Source organism: Sneathiella sp. (assembly GCF_036844445.1).
GTDB lineage: Bacteria > Pseudomonadota > Alphaproteobacteria > Sneathiellales > Sneathiellaceae > Sneathiella.
In genome coordinates, this window is sequence record NZ_DAIUFV010000008.1 from 88,589 (window position 1) to 112,234 (window position 23,646).

The window sequence follows — 23,646 nt, forward strand, 5'->3', positions numbered from 1 at the left end:
TACAGGGAGGGAGGGAGGAGCGAGGCGGCGTTGAACAGTCAGCTCGCTTTGCGGTGACCGTTCAGATGAGCAGCTTCGACGAGGTTGTCGTTGGCGCGCAGTTGCAGCTTGCCAGTGACGGCAGCTTCGATTTCGCTACGGGTCAGGCCGATGTCGGCCAGTTCGCGCGCGTTCATTGCGCTGAGCTGGATGTAGGCGGCGCGTGCCTGCTGAGCCTCGATAAACCGGCGGGCGATCCGTGCCCAGAAGCCTTCGGTCTTGACCGGGGCCGCCGCGACGTTGCCTTCGACAGCCTGATCGATCTCACCGCGGGTGAGGCCGATGTCGCGCAGTTCGCGGTCGCTCATGCCATGCAGAGCTTCCTTTGCAGCCTTGAGGTCCCGCTTCGCTTTGAAGCCCTTGATTACGTCCGAGATCCACTTGTTCATGTGATAGTTCCTGCTTGCCTGCGCCTTCTTGATCAGCGTCACGATATCCATATCTGCGATATTGTTGTTAACGGGCGTCGTCGTTGCGAGCTTGCCCAATTCTTCGGTGCCATATTTTTTCATCTTACTGCTCCTTTCACAGCAAAAGATTAGCGTTCGTAATTTTCCTGTCTCGACGCGACGCCATTCTCATTGACGGCGGCGGAGAGAATTCTATCTTCATAGCGAAGCGCTTGGTCGACCGGCCCAAAGCCCAGATCGATGACAATCGCTTCCTGTTCGCTCGCAGGGCGGACGTAATCGCGCAGTGAGCGCATCAGCGCCGACGGGCCGAAGGAGCGACGCAGCGTTTCAAGCGTATCGCGCGATTTCGCTACCGGGCCAATCGGGAGCAGCAGCGCATCTCCTAAACGTTCGTTACCAGCCAGCATTTCACCGTTTTCCTGCAAAACATTCTCGATACCGAATATATTGCACTGCATCCATTAAAAAACAATAGCTTACAACCGGTTTTCGCCCGCAAAGATCGAAGTGGTGCATTGCATAAAACGCATAGCTCAGATTGCCTGCATGACAAAAAAGCGCCATATTCAGATACAGACGCCTGTGATATCAATAGGCTAGTTCATTAAGGATCCCCGCGATGAAAACCGCTCTGCTGTCTTCCCTTGCTCCGCTCCTCTCGCGCGACATGCGCGTGGATGATGCCGCCGAAATTCTGACGGCCGCCGCTGCCGCGCCGCCGCGCGCCGATGAGGACCTGCTGCTTGACCGTTTCTTCCCCGACATGAGCGGTGAAACGCGCGGCAAAATTCTGGGCGTCAGGGATACGCTCCGCCGGGAAATCCAGTCTGCCGTCCTGCAGCGATCCGCGACGGGCGCGCGGCTGCAGGCGCTTCGCGCGGAAATGGAGCGGAGCGGACTGGATGGCTTTATCGTGCCCCTCAATGACGAATTTCACGGCGAAGCGGCGCCGGCCGCCGCGGAACGCCTCAAATGGCTGACCGGTTTCACGGGCTCGGCAGGCTTTGCGATCGTCCTGAAAGAAACGGCGGCGATTTTTGTCGATGGCCGCTATACGCTGCAGGTGCGCGGGGAAGTCGATACCAGCCTGTTCACCCCCCGCCATGTGACCGAGGAGCCGATAGGCGCCTGGCTCAAAGCCATGATGAAACCGGGCGACACGCTGGGCGTCGATCCGTGGCTGCATACGGAAAATGCGATGAACGCCCTGAAACAGCTCGCCGCCAGTCTCGAAGTGACGCTGAAGCCGGTTGCGGAGAACCCCATCGACCGGGTATGGGAGAACCGCCCGCCTCTGCCGCTTGCGCTTGTCCAGCCGCATGGCGAAACGTTTGCGGGGGAAAGCTCGGCCAGCAAGCGCGAGCGCATTGCCGCGCGGCTCGGGCAGAGCAATGTCGATGCGACGGTCCACACACTCCCCGATGTCGTCGCCTGGCTTTTGAATATTCGCGGCGCCGATCTTCCCTGCACGCCTTTCGCGCTCGGCTTCGCCATCCTGCACCGCGATGCCAGCGTTGATCTCTTCATGGAGGCGAGGAAGTTTGCGCCGGGCCTGCACGAGCATCTCGGCAATAGGGTGCGCATCCACCCGCCGTCGGAATTCGAGGCGACGCTCACCAGCCTTAAAGGCAGAACGGTGCAGATTGACCCGACGGTCACGAGCCAGTTCATCGTGGATCGCCTCATTGAGGGCGGAGCGGTGATCGTTCGGGCGGAAGACCCCTGCCTGCTCCCCAAGGCGACCAAGAATGCGGTTGAGGTGGAGGGCATGAGGCGGGCGCATATCCGCGACGGTGCGGCGATGGTGAATTTTCTCCACTGGCTTTACGAGACCGCCGCATCGGGCGACATTGACGAGCTCGCGGCAGAGGCCCGGCTTCGCGCCTTTCGCGAGAGCGGGGAGCATTTCCGCGATCTCAGCTTCAATACTATTTCCGGGGCGGGGCCGAACGGCGCAATTGTCCACTACCGCGCGACGCCCGCGACCAACCGCAAGCTCGAGCCCGGAACGCTCTATCTTGTCGACAGCGGCGCGCAGTATCTCGACGGGACGACCGACATCACCCGCACCGTCGCCATCGGCACGCCAAGCCCGGAAATGCGCGCGCGCTTCACGCTGGTCCTGAAAGGGCATATCGCGCTCGCCCGGGCGGTCTTTCCAAAGGGCACGACCGGCAGCCAGCTCGACACCCTCGCGCGCGCGCCTCTCTGGGCGGCCGGGCTCGATTTCGATCACGGCACAGGGCACGGCGTCGGCAGCTATCTCAGCGTCCATGAGGGGCCGCAGCGGATCTCCAAAATGCCGAGCCCCGTCGCGCTGCAACCGGGCATGATTCTGTCCAACGAGCCGGGATATTACAAGACCGACGCCTATGGCATACGCATTGAAAATCTCGTTGTCGTCACCGAGATAACGCCGCCGGCGGGGGCAGAGCGGGTTGTTTACGGCTTCGAGACGCTCACCTTCGCCCCGATCGACCGCACCCTTGTCGAGCCCGGGCTGATGAGCGATACGGAAATTGCCTGGCTGAACGGCTATCATGCGACCGTGCGCGAGAAGATCTCGCCGCTTGTTGAGGGCAAGGCGCAGCGCTGGCTGGAGCAGGCAACCGCCCCGCTCTGATGACGCCCGCGCGCTTTCGCCCCGTCAACCGCCGATCAGATCAAGCCATTCCTGCTCGCTGAGCACGGTGACGCCGAGTTCGCTCGCTTTCTTGAGCTTCGATCCGGCGTTTGCGCCGGCCACCAGATAGTCGGTTTTCGCGGAGATGGAGCCGCTGACCTTGGCGCCGAGACCTTCGGCCTTCGCCTTCATCTCCTGCCGGGTCATGATCTCGAGCGTACCGGTAAAGACGACCGTCTTGCCGGAGATGCTGCTTTCCGTCGCCGGCGGATCGAAATCCGTGACGGTGATTTCGGCAAGCAGCTCATCGAGCATTTTCTGGTTGAGTTCCTCACGGAAAAACTCGACCGTCGCATCGGCAACCGCCGCGCCGATGCCGCTGATGGTGAGCAGATCCGCATAAGCCGCCGCCGCCGCGTCCTGATCCGTCGCCGAGAGCGCGCGGCGCAGGGCGGCGAAGCTGAGGTAATTGCGCGCCAGCAGCCGGGCATTGCCCTGACCGATGTGGCGTATGCCGAGGGCATAGATGAAACGATCGAGCGGAATTTCCCGCCGGCTGTTGATCGCATCAAAGAGATTCTGCGTCGCCTTCTCGCCGAACCCTTCACGGTTCTTGATCCGTGTCAGGTTGCCAGGCGCAGTATCGCGCGCCTCCAGCGTGAAGATATCGGCAGGCGAGCGGATCAGCCCATCCTCATAAAAGGCATCGATCAGCTTGGCGCCGAGCCCCTCGATATCAAAGGCATTGCGCGAGACGAAATGCTTCAGCCGCTCCACTGCCTGCGCGCGGCAGATAAGGCCGCCGGTGCAGCGCCGCACCGCATCCTGCTTGCCCGTCGCCTCGTTTATCTCCTTCGTTGCATGGCTGCCGCAGACCGGGCAGTGATCGGGAAAGACGTAAGGCTTGCTGTCTTTCGGGCGCTTTTCAGGGATGATGGCGACGACCTGCGGGATGACATCGCCGGCGCGCTGGATGATCACGGTATCGCCGATGCGGATATCTTTGCGAATGATTTCATCTTCATTATGCAGCGTCGCGTTGGAGACGACGACGCCGCCGACGGTGACGGGGCGAAGTCGCGCAACCGGCGTCAGCGCGCCGGTGCGGCCGACCTGTATCTCGATATCCTCGATCACCGTACTCGCCTGTTTGGCGGGGAATTTATGCGCGATGGCCCAGCGCGGACTGCGGCTCACGAAGCCGAGACGCTCCTGCCAGTCGAGCCGATTGACCTTGAACACGACGCCGTCGATATCATAATCGAGGCTGGCGCGAAGCTCCTCGATCTTGCGGTAGGCATCGATCGCCTCCTCCATATTCACACAGACGCGCGAGATCGGATTGACCGTGAAGCCCCAGTCGCTGAAGGCGGCAAGCACTTCCGCTTGCGTCCTGCCGGGAAGCGACGGCGCCTCCCCCCAGGCGTAGGCGAAGAAACGGAGCTTTCGCGACGCGGTGATTGCGGCGTCAAGCTGGCGCAGGCTCCCGGCGGCGGCATTGCGCGGATTGGCGAAGATCTTGCCGCTGCTTTCCGCCTGCGCCGCATTCAGCGCAAGGAAGTCGGATTTCTGCATATAGACTTCGCCGCGGATTTCAAAGATGTCGGGCGGCGGCGGCGCGCTTTTTCGGATGGTCATCGGCAGGTCGATGACGCCCCGCAGGTTCGCGGTAATGTCCTCCCCCTCCTGCCCGTCGCCGCGCGTCGCGCCCTGCACGAATTTTCCCTTCTCGTAGCGAAGGTTGGCGGACAGGCCGTCGATCTTCGGCTCGGCGAAGAAGGCAACTTCCTCATCCGGCCCGAGACCCAGAAACCGGCGCACCCGGCCTTCAAACTCGCGCAGCTCGTCATTGTCAAACGCGTTGTCGAGCGAGAGCATCGGCACCCGGTGACGGACCTTGCCAAAGCCCTTGGCCGGCGCGATGCCAACCTGCTGCGACGGGCTGTCGGGCGTGACAAGCTCGGGAAAGCGCGCCTCGATGGCAAGAAGATCGCGCCGGAGCGCGTCATACTCGGCATCCGAAATGACCGGTGCATCCTCCGCATAATAGGCTTCATCATGCGCGCGGATGGCGGCCGCGAGCCGCTCATGTTCGGCCTTCGCTTCACTCGCCGTCAGTTTCGCAAGATCCGTCATAATTATCCCTTGATAAGACTGCGGGCCGCGGCGCGCGCTTCCTCTGTCACGCTGGCGCCCGACAGCATCCGCGCGATCTCTTCTTTACGCGCGTGAGGCGAGAGCCGCTCGACAGATGTCACGGCCCCGTCCGGTGTTTCCGTCTTGGTGATATTCCAATGTGCCTCGCCGGCCGCGGCCACTTGCGGTGAATGGGTGATCACCAGCAGTTGCAGCTTGCCGGCAAGCCCCCGCAGCCGCTCCCCAACCGCGTCGGCCGTCGCCCCGCCGACACCGCGGTCCACCTCGTCAAACACCAGCGTCGGCGCAGAGCCGGCCTGCGCGAGCACGACCTTGAGCGCCAGCATGAAGCGCGACAGCTCCCCGCCCGAGGCGATCTTGATCAGCGGCCCCGCGTTGCTGCCGGGATTTGTCGCGACCAGAAAGGCGACACGGTTCATGCCTGCCGGGCCCCAGTTCTCTTCCGGCAGATCGACGACTTCAGTGATAAAACGGGCCGATCCGAGGCGAAGCGGGCCAAGCTCCTTCATGACCGCGGCGTCCATCTCGGCGGCCGTTTTGCGGCGGCGATCCCCAAGCGCCATAGCCGCCTTGGCATACATCTCGCGCGCTTCTTCCGCCCGAAGACGCAGCGCCGAAATCTCGCGGCTCCCTTCTTCGAGGCTGCGAAGGCGCGCCGTGAACTCTTCAAGCAGCCGCGGCAGGGCCCCAACATCGCATTTATGTTTGCGCGCGGCGGCCCGGAGCGCGAACAACCGCTCCTCGATCCGCTCGAGCCCGGCCGGGTCCATATCCAGATCGCTTGCAACGGAATTGATGCTCAGCTGCGCTTCGGCCATTTCAATCGCCGCACGCTCGAGCCCTTCCAGCACCGAATCGAGCCGCCCCGAGGCCTTCTCGATCACCCGCTCGATCGCCCGTGTTGCCGTCCGGATGCGGTTCTCGACGCCGCCATTGTCGCTGAGCGCCTTTTCTGCATCCCGCAGCGCTTCGGCGATTTTCTCGGCATGCATAAGCTCGGAGCGCTCGATGGCGAGCGCTTCCTCCTCGCCTTCCACCGGCGCAAGGTCGTTCAACTCCTCGACGACGTGACGGAGATACTCCTCATCGACGCGCGCCTTCTCGATCTCGCGAAGCCGTGCTTCAAGGGCCTCGTTTGCGGCCTGCATCTCACCATACAGCCGGCCGACAGCGGCAACATCGCGTTCGAGATCGCCATACTGATCGAGCAGCAGGCGATGGCCGCGCGCATCGAGCAGTCCGCGCTCGGCGTTCTGGCCGTGGATCTCCACCAGCATTTCCCCGACGCTTCGCATCAGCGCGGCGCTGACCGGCTGATCATTGATGCTGGCGCGGCTCCGGCCATCCGCGCCGAGGGTGCGGCGAAGAATGAGCGGCTCGCCGCGCTCGACCTCGATCTCGCCGAGCAGATCAAACACGGCATGATCCGCTGGAAGGCTGAATTCCGCGGTGACGATGCCCTGCTCCGCGCCGGCGCGGACAAGCCCCACATCGGCGCGCGCGCCGAGCGCGAGCGCAAGACTGTCAAGGAGAATGGATTTCCCCGCCCCTGTCTCTCCGGTCAGGACGCACAGCCCGTTATCGAAGGCAAGATCGAGCCTGTCGATCAGAACGATATTGCGGATGGAGAGTTTCTCGAGCATATCCCGGCGCGGCTAAAAGACAGCTTTCCACGCCTTCACGATCCACGAATCTTCATGGACTTCCGGCCGCAGATAATTCTTGTCAAGAAGGGCGTAGGAATCCTCATACCAGTCGCTGCCCGGGAAGTTGTAGCCGAGGACGGCCGCCGCCGTCTGCGCTTCATCATTGATCCCGAGAATCAGATAGGCCTCGGTCAGGCGATGCAGCGCTTCGGGCACATGGGTGGTCGTCTGATATTCCTCAACCACGGTGCGGAAGCGGTTGATGGCGCCGACGATATGCTGCTGCTTCAGGTAATAGCGGCCGATCGCCATTTCCTTCCCCGCGAGATGGTCCCGCGTCAGGTCGATTTTCAGCCGGGCATCCTGTGCATACTCGGTATTGGGAAAGCGGCGGACGAGATTTTGCAGCGCATCGAGCGCCTGACGGGTCACTTTCTGATCCCGCTCCACGCCGGTGATTTGCTCGTAATAGGATATCGCCACCAGATAATAGGCATAGGCCACATCCTTGTTGCCCGGATGCAGGTCGATGAAGCGCTCCGCAGCGAGAATGGCCTGGTCATACTCGTTACTCTGGTAGTAGGCGAAAGCGGACATCAGCTGCGCCTTGGTCGACCATACGGAATAAGGATGCTGACGCTCCACCTCATCGAAACCACGCGCGGCCGCACCGTAATTCTCGGCATTGAGATCGGCGAGCGCCTGATTATACAACTCCTCGACCGGCCGCTCTACATAGGCGTCCGGCTCCGTCGTCCCGCAGGCCGCCAGCAGCAGTATGAGTGCAAGGGCAGCAAACCCCCTTACGCGGTTAAAAATTATCTGGTGAAACACCTTGTTCCTCTCGGCCAATGACCCTTTTATACAGAAGCGGCGGCATTTTATCCAATCAATGATGGGAGGGGAAGTTTTCGATTTGGTTTTCTTGATCCGCAGTGATTTAGGGCGTGCAGGGATAGAGGGAAAGGACCCTCGCGCTTTCTTCTCCGCCGCATGGGAAAAACTCTCGAATACTCGCGCCAATAACTTTCATGCGCGCCGGACACACGCGAGCCATCATTAGGGGTGATAAAAATAATTTATCTAATTAACGTTAGAATTTAGCTGCTTCGTTTTTCTACCCCCGTGTGATATATTACCTATAAGGGTGAAGGCACTGCTCGATTTTCTCCAAAGACAGTACCTCGTTATCTCGAGCTGTCGGCAACACCCTTTTCAATAAAACAACTAAAAATAATTTACGTTCTAAGAAAGGTACCAAGTTACAATGGGCAAAGTCGCGAAGAGAGTCGACGACCACGTCGGTGAGCGGATCCGCGAGAGACGCACGATGATGGGTCTGACACAGGAACATCTGGCGAAAGCACTCGATATTTCCTATCAGCAGGTTCAGAAATATGAAACCGGCGCAAACCGGGTAAGTGCCGGAAGATTATATGAAATAGCGAAGCGGCTTGAAGTCGACGTCGCCTATTTCTTTGAAAATCTCGAGCCGTCAACCGCCAGCATCCCGCTTGAGCATGGCGGCAAAAACCGCTCGACGATCGAGCTGGTGCGCAATTACAGCGAAATCGACGAGCCGGCTGTCCGCTCTGCCGTCAGCGGCCTGATCAAGAGCCTCGCCGGCAAGGAGCGCCGCCGCAAGTCGGCATAATTCCACCTGACGATATTTCACACACAGAACAGGCGCGGAAACTCTTCCGCGCCTGTTGTATTTTTTATCGCTGATCGTAAAATCAGCGTCAGATTGTAGACAAATTTTCTGCGTTAGTCCCGCGCAGGCGCGGCCGCCTTCTGGGCTGGCCAGCTTGCGCCGCCGACATTGCCGCTGCGGAGCGGCGCTTCGGTCGTATAGCACCAGGCGCTGGTGTCCGCGAGGAAGGCGTGAAGCAGCTTGTTATTCAGCGCATGGCCCGAGCGGAAGCCGTAAAATTCGCCAATGATCGGCGCGCCGGCGAGATAAAGATCGCCGATCGCATCAAGCGCCTTGTGCCGCACGAACTCGTCATCATAGCGCAGGCCCTCTTCATTCAGGATATCGGAGCCGCTGAGGACAATGGCGTTCTCAAGCGAGCCGCCCTTGGCGAGCCCAAGCTTCTTGAGCTGCTCGAAATCGCTGAGAAAGCCGAATGTCCGGGCGCGCGAGATTTCCTTCTTGAAGGTGCCGTTGCGCAGGTTGTAGCTGCAGTTCTGCTTGCCGATCCGCGGATTATCGAAGTCGATATCGAAGGCGATGGAAATATTGTCCGCCGGCGAAAGAACCGCCCGCGCGGCGCCGTCGGCAACCTCGATTTCCTTCAAAACCTTGATATAGCGGCGCGGTGCCTCCTGCTCGACGACATCGGCACACTCGATCAGAAACACGAAAGGCGCTGCCGAGCCGTCCATTACCGGGACTTCCGGCCCGTCAAGCTCGATCACGAGATTGTCGATACCAGAGCCGGACAGCGCGGCCAACAGATGTTCGACAGTCGCCACCTTCACGCCGGCCTCGTTGCGGAGCGTCGTGCACATCACAAGGTCGGCAGCGCCGTCATAGCGGGCCGGGATATCGGCAATCGCCGGATCGACATCGGTCCGTCTGAAAACAATGCCGCTATTCACCGGTGCGGGAACCAGCTTCATATTGACCGTCTGCCCGCCATGAAGGCCGACGCCGGTGCAGCTGATGCTGTTACGCAATGTCTTCTGAGGAACAAACATTTTTCGCCACTTCTGTTGATAAACTTTTTACTAATTTCGTAAGCTGAATGTATGCAAGTGCCTTTGCACATACAATTCAAACATTGTTACCAATTATTTCCAAAAATCAGCCGTACCGCGGCGCCTCTGGCAGCGATCCGGTCAATTCCGCTCTGGCGGGCTGATAAATAATCGTTATGACCGCCCCGGCGAAGCGTAAAAATCCGTACTTGGCGGCGAAAAACTCTTACCTATACTGCAATGCGTTGCACGACCTGAGTTCATGCCATCAGCAGACAGGGGAAAAGATGACATCAAATCCGCACCATGCGGCCGACTATGTAAAAGAGATTGCACCCGGCTTTTTGCCGCGTGTCGGCCTGGTTCTCGGCTCGGGCCTTGGCACGCTCGCCGACAAGATCGAGAGCATTGCGGCCATTGACTATCGCGACATTCCGGGTTTTCCGCGCGCCACGGTTGAGGGCCACGCCGGCCGGCTTATTCTCGGACGCCTCGGTGGCATGGCGGTTGCCTGCATGCAGGGCCGCAGCCATTATTACGAGGGCGTTGCCCCCCGCGATCTCGCCGTTCCCATCCGCATGCTGCGCCTGCTCGGCGTCGATATCCTGCTGCTGACCAATGCCGCCGGCAGCTTTCGCAGCAAAATGAAACCCGGCAGCCTGATGATGATCCGCGATCATATCAATCTCTCGGGGCTGAATCCGCTGGTCGGTCCCAATGAGGGGGAGTTCGGGCCGCGCTTCTTCTCGATGGAGGATGCCTATGACCCGATCCTCCGACAGCATCTGGCGGCGGTCGCAAAAGAGCTCGGGATCACGCTTCATGAGGGCGTTTATCTCCATTACCTTGGCCCGAATTTCGAAACACCGGCCGAGATTCGCGCCTTTCGGTTGCTCGGCGCGGATGCCATCGGCATGTCGACGACCCCGGAAGTCCTCGTCGCCCGGCATGCGGGCCTGCGCGTCCTTGCCATTTCCAGCATCACCAATGCCGTTGCCGGGACGAGCAAAATCCCGCTCAGCCACGAGTTGACGCTGAAGCAGGCGAAACTTGCCGCCGAAGATCTCGAGCGGCTGCTGATTGTCTTTCTGGAGACGCTGAAACGCGAACTGCTGAAAGCCCATATCCGCAACAGCGAGGGGCGCAATGACTGACACCAACGGGCGCTTCTTCCCGCAGGAGATCATCCGCAAAAAGCGCGACGGCCACCGGCTGGAGACGGCCGAGATCGAGTATATGGTGCGCGGCCTGACCGACCGGAGCATCGGCGATGACCAAGTTGCTGCCTTTGCCATGGCGATCTATTTTCAGGGCATGGATATGGAGGAGCGGCTCACACTGACGCGCGCGATGATGCGCTCGGGCCGCGTCATCGACTGGCGCGACGCCGATCTCTCCCGCCCGGTTATTGACAAGCATTCAACCGGCGGCGTCGGCGATAAGGTGAGCCTCATCCTCGCGCCGCTGGTCGCGGCCTGCGGCGGCGCCGTTCCGATGATTGCGGGGCGCGGCCTTGGCCATACCGGCGGGACGATTGACAAGCTTGCCAGCATCCCCGGCTACACGACGCGCCCCGAGATGGAGCATTTCATGAAGGTCGTGCGGCATGTCGGCTGCGCGATTGTCGGCCAGAGCGATGACCTTGCTCCGGCCGACGGGCGCTTCTATGCAATCCGCGACGTGACGGCAACCGTCGGCTCCATCCCGCTGATCACCGCATCCATTCTCGCCAAGAAACTCGCTGCCGGGCTCGATGCGCTCGTCATGGATGTCAAGGTTGGCTCAGGCGCACTGAAAGCGGAGCCGGCCGAGGCGGAGGAGCTTGCCCGCAGCATCGTCACGGTCGCCGAGGCCGCAGGGCTTCCGACCCGCGCGCTCCTTACCGATATGGATCAGGTGCTGGGTCATACGGCGGGCAATGCGACCGAGGTGCGCGAGGCCATTGACTTTCTGATGGGTCGCAACGTCAATCCGCGTCTTTTCGACGTGGTGATCGCGCTCGCGGCGGAAATGCTCGTTATCGGCGGCCTCGCCGACGAGGTGACGGCGGTTCACGCGGTGAAAGGCGCGCTTGCAAGCGGCACCGCCGCGGAACGCTTCGCGCAGATGGTCGTCGCGCTGGGCGGTCCGCCCGATCTGATGACGAATGTCGCGGCGCACCTCCCGCTCGCCCCTGTGCGCCGGGACGTGATTGCGCCGCGGCGCGGTTTCATCGGCGGCATGAATGTACGGGAATTCGGCATCGCGGTGATGGAGCTTGGCGGCGGGCGGCGGCACGCGAAGGATATTATCGATCCCGCTGTCGGCCTCACCAATATCGCAGGGCTTGGCATGCGGACGAGCCCTCGCGCGCCCATCGCGACGATCCATGCGCAGAGCGAAGCCGCCGCGGAGCGAGCCGAGGCGCGGCTGCTGAAAGCCATTCAGATTTGGGATGATCCGCCGGAAATCCTGCCGCCTGTCCGCGGACGGGTGACGGCCGAGAGCCTTAAACGCGGCGAGTAGTCTCCCCTCCGCGAGAGGAGAAAATCGCGACCCGGGACAGCGCGGGGATCAGTTCTTCTTGGCCGGCGCCGCGCCTTGCGTTTCCTCGATCTTGATCTCGACCTTCGGATTGGCTTTATTGAAGCGGGCCATGACTTCATCGGTAATATTCATCGCCGGATTGAAGAACACCGTCCGCTCCCGATCAATGCCGATATTGACGCCGCGCTCCTTGCTGACTTCCGCCGCGATATGGACGATCATGTCACGGAAATTGAGACGAATACCGACAAGAACTTCATTCATCTTGCCATTGATGAGCTGGAAGTCGCGCTGCAGGCCCTGCCGCTTCTGGTTCAGCTCGTTCAGCTTCTGCTGATACGCCTCCGGCGAGATCACGGCGCGCTGCTTGTCGAGTTTTTCTTTTTCCGCAAGGAGAGCCTCTCCCTCCTTGTTCAGCTCATCAATTTTCTTCTTGAGGAGTGCCTTGACGTCCGCTTCGGCCTTTTTCGACGGTTCCGATTCCTGCAGGATGTGATTGATATCGACGACCGCGACGACAGCCTCCGGCAACTCCGACTGCGCCGCGGCAACGGATAATCCCGGCAAGGAAAGCATCGAGGCGCCTGCCGTCACGACCAATCCAACGAGCAGATACTGAATCTTATTTATCAAGTTTGTCTCCGGAACCTGGAATTTGCGCGAGCCTCTATGAGCTACATAACATCACCGGATTGAGAAATCCAGATTTGTCATATCCCCTCACCCCGCCAGTCTCGCTTCCGGGATACTTCCGAAAAATGGCAAAAGGGTGAAGTGGCCCCCAATCATCGCGCCCATCTTTTCTTTTTTGCCCATCTTGCGCGCAGCCGCAAGGGTTAGCCGTTCCAGATCTCGACGTAATCCGCCGTCGTTTCCGGCAGCAGCGCGGCCGCACGGTCTGCGGTTCCGACATAAAGAAATCCGACGATCATATCATCGCCTTCAACGCCAAGCGCGTCCTTCACATGCGGATCGAAACAGGGCGCGCCGGAACGCCACATGCCCCCATAGCCAAGCGCATGCAAGGCGAGAAGGATGTTCTGCGCCGCGGCGGCGGCGGAAAAATACTGCTCGATCGGCGGAATTTTGGGGCTCTCGGTCACCTTCGCGATCACGATGATCAGCATCGGCGCCCGCAGCGGTTTAAGACGCTCTTTCTCGAGCAGGTCTTCGCGGGCGTCCGGATCACGCCGGTGCAGCGCCTCGCGGAAAATGCCGCCGAGCTTCTCGCGGGCATCTCCTTCGACGATCAGGAAGCGCCATGGACGCAAGCGGCCATGATCGGGCGCCCGGACGGCAGCCTGCATGATCACCTTCATCTCCTCGGCATTCGGCGCCGGCGCGATCAGCCGCGCCGATGATTTGCGGGTTACAAGGGCTTCGATGGCATCCATTGAAACGACATGTCCTTCATCTTCAGACGAGGGCGGCGTGCTTTGTTCTCGCCACATTCCGTCCCTAGAATCACTCAGGATACAGAGTATATAACCCAAACCGCGTCAATGTCATAATTTGTCTGAAATCAATGCGGCTGATCACGCTACCTTGGAATATACTCCCACCATAGCGCTGAAACGGAGGAACCAGCATGTCCATAAAAACCATTCTGCTACATTTGAATGATGATTCGCACAATAACGGCGCCATCGATGCAGCGCTCGGGCTTGCCGTTGAGAACGGGGCGCATGTGTCGGCCCTCTACACCAGCGCGCGGACAATCATTCCGGCTTCCTACATGGGATATGTCCCGCCGGAGATGATCGAACGCTCCCGGCAGCTGGAAGCGGAAAAGTCCAGCGCCGCAAAGGCCCGGCTTGAAGAACTCGCCGCCAAGGTCGGCTGTTCGGTCGAGGTTTTTATCGAGGAAGGCTACGCGCCCGATCTCCTCAACAATCATGCGCTCGCCGCCGATATCGTTGTCCTCGGGCGGAGCGATCCGGACACCGACAGCGGCGGGCAGCTGCGCCATATCGCCGAGGAAATCGTTGTCAGTTCGCCGCGCCCGGTCCTCGTCATTCCGAATATGCGGCAGGAGACCTTCGGCAAACGCATTCTTGTCGGCTGGAACAACAGCCGCGAATCCTCGCGGGCGATCCACGAAGCCATGCCCTTCCTCGAAAAGGCGGACATGGTCACGCTGCTCCAGGTCAACTCCACCGAGGATGAAAATTTCGAGACCCGACAAATTCTCAGCCATCTCGCGCGGCATGGCGTGAAGGCGGAATTCAAGTCGGGCTACTGGCCGGACATCGATGTCGGCGATGCGATGCTCGGCGCGCTCGTCGATTACAGCTGCGATATGCTGGTCATGGGCGCCTATGGACGCAGCCGCATCCGCGAGATGATCCTCGGCGGCGCGACGCGGACCGTGCTGGCCCATATGACCGCGCCGACGCTGTTCGCGCATTGATCCTGCACGTTCGCAGCGGGGTCAGAAAATATCGCTCTTCTGAACCTCCCGCCACATACCGGGCGGGAGATCACCAAGACTGAGCCGGCCTATTGCCTGACGGATCAGCCGCAGCGTCGGAAAGCCTGCGGCCGCCGTCATGCGGCGGACCTGCCGGTTCTTCCCCTCCGTCAGGGTGAGGCGGATCCAGCAGGTCGGAATGGATTTGCGAAACCGGATCGGCGGCTCGCGCGGCGGCACATCGGGCTGGGGAATGATCTTTTCGGCCCGGCAGGGCCTTGATCGATATCCCCTGAACACCACGCCATTTGAAAGCCGCTTGAGGTCGGCGTCCGCCGGCTCCCCTTCCACTTGCGCCCAATAGGTCCGTTCATGCCCGTTTTCGGGGTCCAGCAACCGCTTGATGAACGGCCCGTCATCGCTGAGCAGCAGCAGCCCCTCGCTGTCCATATCCAGCCGTCCGGCCGCATAGACGCCGAGCGGAAGCGCAAATTCGGCAAGCGTGCGCTGCCCGTCCTCCCCGGTAAACTGGCTGAGAACTCCGTATGGCTTGTGAAACGCAATATATCTTGGCATGAATATCGGCTAGCTGGTAAATTTGCGGGGCGATCAGCAGGTTTTCGCCGCCGGTCAAAATCATGTTAAGACTGAGTTATCAAATTTTTAGGTAATTTTGGTCATGCTACAAGTTGAATTTCTGGCAGTCCCGTCAGAATAGTCAGACAGGCCAACCGGAATAATATCTCCATGGAAGATATTTCAACCGCGACAGTTCGCTTTATCGGACGCAAGGAAGAAGACGCCCAGCAACTCGGCTGGCTGCTTTCCAATGCCGCCAATGCGAATTTTTCTTTTGAGCATGTGACGGGTCTCGACAGCTTCATCAACACCGGCCGCGCCAGTCAGGGCGACGTCATCATCCTCGATCTCACCGAGAATAGCGAAAGCCGGCTTGCCGCAGTCTCGCAGCTCGGGCAGAAAGTCCCGCAGTCGCCGATTATCGTCCTCACCGACGAAGACGAGGCGATCGGGCGCGACGCCATCCGCCAGGGGGCGCAGGACTATCTGATCAAAAGCCAGCTCACCACCGACGGCATGACGCGGAGCATCCTGAATGCCATCCAGCGGCACCACGGCCATGCGAGAACCGCCGAGACATCCTCGCTGCTCGATTCCGCGACGGCCGTCCTCAACCGGCTGCCGATCGGCGTTATCCTGGTGACGGCGGATGCGAAAATCCTCTTTTTCAATGACAAGGCGAAGCGCTTTCTTGAGAAAAATGACGGCCTGACCGTCGGCGCCGACCGGGTCTGCCGGGCGACACTGCCGGGCGAAAGCCGCGCGCTTGCGAAACTTCTGAGCGATACGCTGAACCCCGGCGACAGCAACCGCGCGGAGGGGGATTTCGCCATTTCCCTGACCCGCATGGAAAGCGATCAGCCGCTCAATGTCATGGTCGCGCCGATCGGCACCGGCATGGCGGGCAAGGGCGCCGTGCTCTTTGTCTCCGATCCGGCGGAGCCCGTCGCGCTTTCCATTGACGCGATCTGCCGTCTTTACGGACTCACGCCGGCGGAAGGGCGACTGGCGCTTGGCCTCACCAACGGGCACAAGCTCGACGATCTCGCCGAGGAATGGGGCGTCAGCATGCACACGGTCCGCTCGCAGCTGCGCCAGATTTTCCGCAAGACCGATACCAGCCGCCAGAGCGAAGTTGTGAAACTCATCCTGACCGGCCCCGCCGCATTGCAGGCCGCGCCGCGCCTTTAAGAGCCGACGGCGCGCGAATGCGTCAGAGGGCGCTTGGCGGCGTGTCGGTCTCGGGCTGTTCGGAGAAATGCTTCCAGTTTTCCCGCCCGCCGCGGTTCTCAAGGTAATTGGTGAGGGCGCTGACGACCCGGCGATCGAACCGCTTGTCGGCGTTATCAAGCAGGATTTTAACCGCATCGCTGAAGCTGAGAGCGCTTCGCCAGGCGCGCGGGCTGATCATGCCGACAAACGCATTGGCAACCGCGATGATGCGGGCGGCTTCCCCAATTTCGGCGCCGAGCGGCTCCTTGTTCTCTCCCGCGTCGTAATATCCCTGAAGCTGGCGGAGGGTCGCGGAAACCGGCAGGTCGAACTCCACCTCTTCCAGCAGGTCGGCGCCGGCGACGAGGCTGCTCCGAATGATCTCCATCTCCTCTTGGGTAAGATTGTCGGTTTTCGTCAGCAATTCCGCGGGCACCAGTATCTTGCCAATATTCATCAGATTGCCGGCGATATCGACAGTGCGGATCAGTTCGTCCGATGCGCCCATCTCGCCGGCAATTGCGACGGCCACCTTGGCGACGCGGCGCGACTGATGCGCCGAATAGGGATCGCGGCGATCGACAAAGGCGACCAGCGTCGAGACGAGATTACGCAGCACCGCCTCGCGCCGCTCCTGCGCCATCATGACATCGGAAATATCCTGAAAGACGGTCAGAACTTCCTTGCTGTTGACCCGCGAGGAGCGAAGCGGTACGAAATCCGCCTTGATGACGCGCTCGGACGCGGTCGCGCTGTCTTTGACGCGCGTGATGATGGAGCGGGGTTCATAATCCTTGCGCACAAGGCTGTTCATCTCGGTGATTTCCCGCGCCCGCTCGGGGCCGAGAACGCTCGCCGCGGTCTTGCCGATCATTTCTTCGCGCGAGATATCGAGCCCTTCGGCGGCGACGCTGTTGGCGAAGGTGTATTTATCTTCCGCATCGAACACGGCAATGGATGTCGGCTGCTGATCGGTGACGATATTCAGAAACTCGCTCCGCTCCTTCAGCCGGTCCGCCGTCTCCTTATAGCGCGTCGCAAGCTCGGCGGCGCGGATCGACGTGCCATGTCGCCAGACGGCGATCACGGTTCCGGTGACCGCAAAAATCAGCAGCAGGAAAATGCCGAGCATGGTGGAAAGGCGCCGATCGGTCTCGGCAAGTGCCTCCTGTTCGGTGACCGTGCGCACGAGATACCAGGGCGCTGCCGACAATGCGCGGCCCGTCACCAGCACCCGCGCGCCGAGATAGTTGGAGGCGAGCGTGAAGTCGCCCGGATTATCCATCACGAACGCAGCCGCAAGATCGCCCTTGGCGCTCAGCTTGCGCGTCAGCGGCAGGGTTCCATCCACGAGCGGGGAGATATACTGCACCAGCGCGCCGTCTTTCCGCACCAGGTAATTCTCCGCGGTCTGCAACGTATCGCCCGGCTGGAACAAAAGCGGGAAGAGCGATGTCTCAACCGTTCGCAGCCCGAACACATAGCCGATAATATCCTTCACATTGCCTTCGTCCTGCACGGCAAAAACCGGCCAGACGAAGCCGATCGTCGGATCGCCGTTGATCCCCTCATACATGTCAACGAAGGCGGGCTGCCCTTCCGCCGCCTTTGCCAGCGCCGCGCGGATCGTCGGGTTCATCGGCGGCATATTGCCGCTTGAGACCAGCAGGCGCCCGGCGGCGTCGGTAAGGCCGATCCCGGCCCGCCCCGGCCGCGCCACATTGGCACGGATCTGCGGCTCTTCCGGCTCCCAGAAGCCGCTGATGACGGCCTGATTGTTGAGGAGATTGATGAGATATCCCGCTTCCGGGATTTCATTGATGGCGGTGCCATTCTCCCCCGCCTCGATGGCGAGCTGTGTGAGATAGACCTGGAGCGAGGCGTTGGTCGCAAGCGTGCCGATGGCCTGCTCCTGCTTGCGCAGCCAGTCATCGATATTCGCCGCACGGCTGTCGGCAACGATGCCAAGGCGGATTTCCCAGTTGCGGATATCGCGGGCGCGCTGCTCATCGACAAAGCGGAAGGTCGCCCAGATACCGGCGATCACGACGGCCAGAAGCAACAGAATGCCGACCCCGAGCGCCCTGTAGGTCTTCTTCTTCTCCGTCTTTCCGGTCTCGATATCGGACATACGTCCCCCCGCCAGCCTTGATAATTCTGCAGAATGCCCCGAAACTCTTTAACGAGGGGTAAATTCCGTCCCCAAACTAGGCAAAAAATGCGTTATAACGCAATGCCATTAGGGCTTCGGGAAGGATTTTGTTAACCATTCCCTTGCGATAATGTCACCCTCGGTTAAGGACGCTCCAAGGGGGCGGAGGTTGCGTGGTGGTAGGTTTAAGAAAAATGACGGTTACGACGACCCTCGCGGCGGCGCTCATTGTCGCGGGCCTGCAGCTTGCGTCGCCCGCCGAAGCAAACGCCGGCCGCCTTTTCGGCTATTCCGAAACGCCATACAGCGATCTCAAACCCTTTCCGAAATGGCAGCGCGTCCTCGACAATTACCTGAAGGCGCCCGGCGCCTGTACGCCTGACAAGTATAATCGCTGCGCCTATCAGAAATGGGTGGAACTGATCGAGGAGTGGCGTCTGCTACCAAAGGCGGAGCAGCTTGAAAAAGTCAACCGTCACATGAATCTGTTTCGCTATATCACCGACCCGGTCAATTGGGGGGTCAAGGATTACTGGGAGATCCCGAAGGAATTCTTCGCCCGCTTTGGCGACTGTGAAGACTATGCCATCGTCAAATATTTCACGCTCCGCGCCCTTGGCTGGTCCGAAGCGGATATGAAGATCGTTATCCTTCAGGATATGAATCTCGGCGTCGCCCACGCCATTCTCGTCGTTGATTTCGACGGGCGGCAGCTCGTTCTGGATAACCAGATCGGTCAGGTGGTCGAGGCGAGCCGGATCCGCCACTACAAGCCGATCTACTCCGTCAATGAGGCAGGCTGGTGGCGCCATAAGCCCGCCCGCGCTGCCAACTGATCCGACAAAAAAGGCCGCTTCTGAAAGCGGCCTTTTCTTAATCATTGGGCAGTCTGCTCAGGATCAGCCGTTTCTCGGCAGCATCGCCTCTTCCGGCAGGCTGACGCCAAGCGTGCTGTTCAGCATCCCCATGGTGGCGAGCAGGCGATATTTCGCGAAGCGGACGGAATATTCGACCGTGACCAGCGATGTCTCGGAGTTGAAAAGCTCGTTGTCCGCATCCAGCAGGTCCAGAAGGTCGCGCTGACCGATGGAAAATTCCTCGCGATAGGTGGCGGCAACGTCGCGGTTTGCCGCAACGGCGTCCGCAAGCACCGCCGCCCGCGCCTCTGAGCGGGCGAGCGCGCTCCAGCTGCGGCGGACCTCTTCCTCCACCAGCCGCTCGAAGCGGAGCTTGCGCATTTCGGTTTCGGATTTCCGGGCGAGCGCTTCCTTCTCGCGCCCTTCATCGATACCGCCGCGATAGAGGTTGTAGCGAAGGCGCAGCATCGCCAGCATATCGTCGTTATGCCCGCGCACGCCGTCGATATTGTTGTCGGCGGACGCGCTGAGTTCAAGATTGACCGTCGGGTAATAGCCGGCCTTGCTTGCGCGGATTTCCGCTTCGGATGTTTTGATGTCGGATGTCGCAAACAGGATGTCGGGATTATTTTTGAGCGCGAGGTCGATGATATCCTCGACATTGGCGGGAAGCACGCCGTCGTTAAATGTCGGCTGTTGCAGGTTCACGGGCGGGGAGCCGACGATCCGCTTATAGGTGATCTCGGCATCATCCTGCGCACGCAGCGTTTCAACCAGCGTATCCTCGGCCGCGGCGACGCGGGCGAGCGCCTGCTGGTCATCGCCGATGCCGCTCTGTCCGGCGCGGACGCGGTCCTGGATTTCCCGCAGCGTCTGGCGATGCGTCGCGACATTCTGGCGCGCGAGTTCGACGATTTCCTGACTGCGGAGATAATCGAGATAGGCGCGTACGGCGTCAAGCGCGATTGCTTCGGCGCGCTCCCTCACCCGGTAAGCGGCGCTTTCCACCCGGTTGCCCTGGCGGTCCACCTCGGCGCTGCGAAAGCCGCCGTCATAAAGTGTCTGGATCAGCGTGAGGCTCGATTCCGTCCGCCGCAGATCCTCATTATCGATGGTCACGGTATCGGTCCACTCATAGCCGATGCCCGCTTCAAGATCGAGGGTCGGAAGGTAGAGCCCCTTTGCCTGATTGAGTTCCTGATCGATCGCCCGGCGATTGGCGGACGCCTCGCCGATTTCAGGATATGTCGAGACGGTGCGCTGGACGGCCTCATTCAATGTTTCGGCGGCAGCGGTCCCGGCTGTAAGAAAGCCTCCCAATACCGCTACGAAAAGGCTTGCGGAAAACACGCCCCTCTTTCCCGCTCTGGTCCTAAGCGTCATGCCCCTCTCCCATTGGTCAATATGCGATCTGTCGAAACACACGCCCCGCTCAAGTCTGGCCGACGTATCGCAATCCGACGGAGACCTCATTATTGTCGCAATCAATCTACGCATTCTTCCCCTCTGCAATCAACTTGCCCGGCCGGCTTCGTTCGTAGGAGCGTGCCAAGTTGTAACATAATTACAACAAACGTGAGCAAAAGGAAACAGGCTGAAACGACGCATCACCGCGCCTCCTCCACTGCCTGATTTCTCGGGCCGCTTTGACAGAATGTGTCCTATTTATTCGCGAATGGTTAATTTTTGTTGAATTAAGACGGAAAAGTCCGCATTTATCGTTATATTTATGACGAAAAATCCTTGATATCAAGGGGATTTGACGGGGAAGACGCAAGCGGTTGCGCCGCGTTTGGGCGCAGCAATCGGAGAAGATGCATCCGGTGTTTTGCCGGGCGTTAACCGCTTCTTCACCAAATGGGCGTTGAATGAGATTAAGAGTGCGTATCACGACGCGTAGCCGGCATCATGCGATTATCGGCCTAAATACGGTCATACGTCTAAAGATATGAAACGGCAGGGGAAAACGGGTGAGCGAGACGTCGCATAAATCTATGGCGCTGGACGCGGATCCGGACAGCAGGCGCCTGCCTGTTCCAGAGGGGGAGAACCACACGGCTGTGGAAGATGAGATCGCAGAAGTCACGACCGCTCTTGTGAGCGAGGACCCGGCAGCCAATGAGCCCGCGGCGACCCAGCGCGGCGACTGGACGATCAACCTTTCCGAAGTGAGCCGCGCCGATCAGGATTCTCTCCTCGGCTGCCTCGCCGCCCTCACCAAGCTGTTCGACGATCCCCGTACGCCGGATGCGCTGATCTACGGCCTGCCGCTTGAAGACAACAAGCTGACCCCCGCTTTGTTCGTGCGCGCGGCGGACCGGGTCGGCCTCAGCGCCCGCATTACAAATCGAAAACTCGCCGATATCCCGGAGATGGTGCTGCCTTGCGTCCTTCTCATAGAGAACCGGCAGGCCTGCATCCTGCTCGCGCGCGAGGGTGGCTACGCAAATGTGATCTTTCCCGAAACCGGCGAAGGCGCGGATCGCATCCCGCTCAAAAAGCTCGAAGAGATGTATGCGGGATACGCCATCCTTGTCCGGCCGGGCTTTAAATACCGGGTCGAGAAAGACGAGAAGCTGCTTGACCGGAAGGGCTCCTGGTTCTGGGGGACCATGTGGCAGTTCTGGCCGACCTATGTGCAGGTTCTCATCGCAGCGTTCCTGATCAACAGCTTCGCGCTCGCAAGCCCGCTTTTCATCATGAATGTTTATGACCGCGTCGTACCCAACCGGGCGATGGAAACGCTCTGGGTGCTCGCGATCGGCGTTGTCACGGTGATCGGGTTCGACCTGCTCCTGAAAACGCTGCGCGCCTATTTCGTCGATAATGCGGGGAAGCGCGCCGATGTCCTGCTCTCGAGCCGGATTTTCGAGCAGGTGCTGAACCTGCAGGTGAAAGCGCGCCCCGCCTCCGCTGGCGCGTTCGCCAACCATTTGCGCGAATTCGAGACGCTGCGCGATTTTTTCACCTCCGTCACCGTCACCGCGCTTGTCGATCTGCCGTTTCTCGCGATTTTCCTCGCCATCATCTATGTCATTGGCGGGCCCCTGTTTATTGTGCCAGCCGTTGCCATCCCCTTCGTCCTTCTTGTCGGCCTCGCCCTGCAATGGCCGATGCAGCGCGCCGTCGCCAAAACCTCGGAGGAAGCGGCGCAGAAGCATGGCGTGATCATCGAGACCATCTCCGCGCTTGATACCGTGAAAAGCATGGGCATCGAGGGGCATATGCAGAAAGAGTGGGAGCGATTTGTCGGCAAGACCGCCGAAACCAGCGTCGCCGCCCGCTTCTTCGCCGGCCTCGGTATCAATCTCTCCGCCGCCGCGATGCAGCTCGTCACCGTCGCCGTCGTCGTCTACGGCGTCCATCTGATGGGCGAGCCCAACTCCACCATGACCGTTGGCGCACTGATCGCCTGCACGATCCTGACTGGCCGCACCATGGCCCCGCTCGGCCAGATCGCGGGGCTACTGACCCGCCTCAATCAGGCGATGGTGGCGCTGAAGGGCCTCAACAATATCATGTCGCTGCCGACGGAACGCGGTGCGGAAAAGCGCCAGCTCAGCCGCCCCAACATCCAGGGCGATATCGAATTCAAGGACGTCACCTTCAAATATCCGGGAAGCGATCTGCCGGCGCTCAATAATGTTTCCTTCAAGATCCGCGCCGGAGAGAAGGTCGGGATCATCGGCCCGGTCGGTTCGGGCAAAACCACCATCTCCCGCCTGCTCATCAATCTCTACGAGCCCGACGAGGGCGCGATCCTCATCGACGGCACCGATATCCGCCAGATCGACCCCTCCGACATCCGCCGCTCCATCGGCAGCGTGATGCAGGACATCACCCTCTTCAAGGCCACCGTGCGCCAGAATATCACCCTTGGCCATCCGCAGGCCGATGACGAGATGATTCTGAATGCCGCGCGCCTTTCCGGCGTGCATGACTTCATCAGCCGCCATCCACATGGCTATGATTTGCAGGTCGGTGAAAAGGGGGCCACCATGTCGGGCGGCCAGCGGCAGGCCATCGGCCTTGCGCGCGCCTTCCTGCCCAATCCGCCCATCCTGATGCTCGATGAGCCGACGAGCGCGATGGATCTCAATTCCGAGCGCCGGCTGATCATGCGCATGAAAGACTATATCGCGGACAAGACGGTTATTCTGGTCACCCACCGCACGTCGCTTTTCTCGCTTGTCGATCGGATCATCGTGCTTGGCAACGGGCGGATTGCCGCGGACGGCCCCCGCGACAAGATCCTGAAACTCGGCCAGGGCGGCGGCAATGTCAGCGCCGCGATCACCCGGCCCTCGCTGCGGGAGCCGGGAGAATAGC

At 60.4% G+C, this 23,646-nt stretch carries 19 protein-coding genes; 8 read left to right on the top strand and 11 right to left on the bottom strand.

Features of this window, described 5'->3' with window-relative positions; genetic code table 11:
- Positions 1 to 38: 38 nt before the first annotated feature.
- Both V7Z56_RS14545 and V7Z56_RS14550 read right to left on the bottom strand, forming a co-directional pair.
- On the bottom strand, positions 39 to 551 hold the full coding sequence (locus V7Z56_RS14545; RefSeq protein WP_334130255.1) for a DUF1127 domain-containing protein: 513 nt from the start codon (positions 549 to 551) through the stop codon (positions 39 to 41).
- Between the two features lie 26 nt (positions 552 to 577).
- Positions 578 to 859, bottom strand: a complete 282-nt coding sequence (locus V7Z56_RS14550; protein WP_334130257.1) for a hypothetical protein — start codon at positions 857 to 859, stop codon at positions 578 to 580.
- Positions 860 to 1,071: 212 nt separating this feature from the next.
- Between V7Z56_RS14550 and V7Z56_RS14555 the strand changes: the two genes are divergently transcribed.
- Positions 1,072 to 3,075 carry an aminopeptidase P family protein gene (locus V7Z56_RS14555; protein ID WP_334130258.1) on the top strand — a complete coding sequence of 668 codons (2,004 nt, stop codon included), beginning with the start codon at positions 1,072 to 1,074 and terminating at the stop codon, positions 3,073 to 3,075.
- 24 nt (positions 3,076 to 3,099) lie between these two features.
- Here the strand turns inward: V7Z56_RS14555 and ligA are convergent, their stop codons facing one another.
- The 3 genes from ligA to V7Z56_RS14570 are packed head-to-tail and all read right to left on the bottom strand — an operon-like array spanning position 3,100 to position 7,712.
- Positions 3,100 to 5,211, bottom strand: a complete 2,112-nt coding sequence (gene ligA, locus V7Z56_RS14560) for an NAD-dependent DNA ligase LigA (protein WP_334130259.1) — start codon at positions 5,209 to 5,211, stop codon at positions 3,100 to 3,102.
- Between the two features lie 2 nt (positions 5,212 to 5,213).
- Positions 5,214 to 6,875, bottom strand: coding sequence for a DNA repair protein RecN (recN, locus tag V7Z56_RS14565; protein WP_334130260.1), 1,662 nt, complete (start codon positions 6,873 to 6,875; stop codon positions 5,214 to 5,216).
- Positions 6,876 to 6,887: 12 nt separating this feature from the next.
- Entirely contained in the window at positions 6,888 to 7,712 is an 825-nt protein-coding gene (locus tag V7Z56_RS14570) for an outer membrane protein assembly factor BamD (RefSeq protein ID WP_334130262.1), read from the bottom strand.
- Between the two features lie 433 nt (positions 7,713 to 8,145).
- Between V7Z56_RS14570 and V7Z56_RS14575 the strand changes: the two genes are divergently transcribed.
- A complete protein-coding gene (locus tag V7Z56_RS14575; protein WP_334130263.1) occupies positions 8,146 to 8,532 on the top strand; it encodes a helix-turn-helix domain-containing protein in 387 nt (128 codons plus the stop codon).
- 113 nt (positions 8,533 to 8,645) lie between these two features.
- Here the strand turns inward: V7Z56_RS14575 and lpxC are convergent, their stop codons facing one another.
- Positions 8,646 to 9,581 (bottom strand): UDP-3-O-acyl-N-acetylglucosamine deacetylase, encoded by a 936-nt coding sequence (lpxC, locus tag V7Z56_RS14580; RefSeq protein WP_334130264.1) that lies wholly within the window; start codon positions 9,579 to 9,581, stop codon positions 8,646 to 8,648.
- A gap of 287 nt (positions 9,582 to 9,868) precedes the next feature.
- On the opposite strand from lpxC, the gene V7Z56_RS14585 reads away from it, so the two are divergent.
- On the top strand, positions 9,869 to 10,735 hold the full coding sequence (locus V7Z56_RS14585) for a purine-nucleoside phosphorylase (RefSeq protein WP_334130265.1): 867 nt from the start codon (positions 9,869 to 9,871) through the stop codon (positions 10,733 to 10,735).
- Entirely contained in the window at positions 10,728 to 12,086 is a 1,359-nt protein-coding gene (deoA, locus tag V7Z56_RS14590; protein WP_334130266.1) for a thymidine phosphorylase, read from the top strand. Before V7Z56_RS14585 ends, deoA begins: the two co-directional genes overlap by 8 nt.
- 48 nt (positions 12,087 to 12,134) lie before the next feature.
- On the opposite strand, the gene V7Z56_RS14595 is transcribed toward deoA, so the two are convergent.
- Both V7Z56_RS14595 and V7Z56_RS14600 read right to left on the bottom strand, forming a co-directional pair.
- Positions 12,135 to 12,740, bottom strand: a complete 606-nt coding sequence (locus V7Z56_RS14595) for an OmpH family outer membrane protein (RefSeq protein ID WP_334130267.1) — start codon at positions 12,738 to 12,740, stop codon at positions 12,135 to 12,137.
- A gap of 203 nt (positions 12,741 to 12,943) precedes the next feature.
- On the bottom strand, positions 12,944 to 13,501 hold the full coding sequence (locus V7Z56_RS14600) for a nitroreductase family protein (protein WP_334130268.1): 558 nt from the start codon (positions 13,499 to 13,501) through the stop codon (positions 12,944 to 12,946).
- Between the two features lie 194 nt (positions 13,502 to 13,695).
- On the opposite strand from V7Z56_RS14600, the gene V7Z56_RS14605 reads away from it, so the two are divergent.
- Positions 13,696 to 14,517 (top strand): universal stress protein, encoded by an 822-nt coding sequence (locus tag V7Z56_RS14605; RefSeq protein ID WP_334130269.1) that lies wholly within the window; start codon positions 13,696 to 13,698, stop codon positions 14,515 to 14,517.
- Positions 14,518 to 14,538: 21 nt separating this feature from the next.
- On the opposite strand, the gene V7Z56_RS14610 is transcribed toward V7Z56_RS14605, so the two are convergent.
- A complete protein-coding gene (locus tag V7Z56_RS14610; protein WP_334130270.1) occupies positions 14,539 to 15,093 on the bottom strand; it encodes a pseudouridine synthase in 555 nt (184 codons plus the stop codon).
- A gap of 171 nt (positions 15,094 to 15,264) precedes the next feature.
- On the opposite strand from V7Z56_RS14610, the gene V7Z56_RS14615 reads away from it, so the two are divergent.
- Positions 15,265 to 16,287 (top strand): hypothetical protein, encoded by a 1,023-nt coding sequence (locus V7Z56_RS14615; protein ID WP_334130271.1) that lies wholly within the window; start codon positions 15,265 to 15,267, stop codon positions 16,285 to 16,287.
- Positions 16,288 to 16,309: 22 nt separating this feature from the next.
- Here V7Z56_RS14615 and V7Z56_RS14620 read toward each other — a convergent pair whose 3' ends face one another.
- Positions 16,310 to 18,439: an HD domain-containing phosphohydrolase gene (locus V7Z56_RS14620; RefSeq protein ID WP_334130272.1), complete on the bottom strand. Its 2,130-nt coding sequence runs from the start codon at positions 18,437 to 18,439 to the stop codon at positions 16,310 to 16,312.
- A 215-nt stretch (positions 18,440 to 18,654) separates the two neighbouring features.
- On the opposite strand from V7Z56_RS14620, the gene V7Z56_RS14625 reads away from it, so the two are divergent.
- Positions 18,655 to 19,296 carry a transglutaminase-like cysteine peptidase gene (locus V7Z56_RS14625; RefSeq protein ID WP_334130273.1) on the top strand — a complete coding sequence of 214 codons (642 nt, stop codon included), beginning with the start codon at positions 18,655 to 18,657 and terminating at the stop codon, positions 19,294 to 19,296.
- Between the two features lie 63 nt (positions 19,297 to 19,359).
- On the opposite strand, the gene V7Z56_RS14630 is transcribed toward V7Z56_RS14625, so the two are convergent.
- Positions 19,360 to 20,667 (bottom strand): TolC family outer membrane protein, encoded by a 1,308-nt coding sequence (locus V7Z56_RS14630; protein WP_334130274.1) that lies wholly within the window; start codon positions 20,665 to 20,667, stop codon positions 19,360 to 19,362.
- A 620-nt stretch (positions 20,668 to 21,287) separates the two neighbouring features.
- Between V7Z56_RS14630 and V7Z56_RS14635 the strand changes: the two genes are divergently transcribed.
- On the top strand, positions 21,288 to 23,645 hold the full coding sequence (locus V7Z56_RS14635; RefSeq protein ID WP_334130276.1) for a type I secretion system permease/ATPase: 2,358 nt from the start codon (positions 21,288 to 21,290) through the stop codon (positions 23,643 to 23,645).
- The last annotated feature ends 1 nt before the right edge of the window (position 23,646 follow it).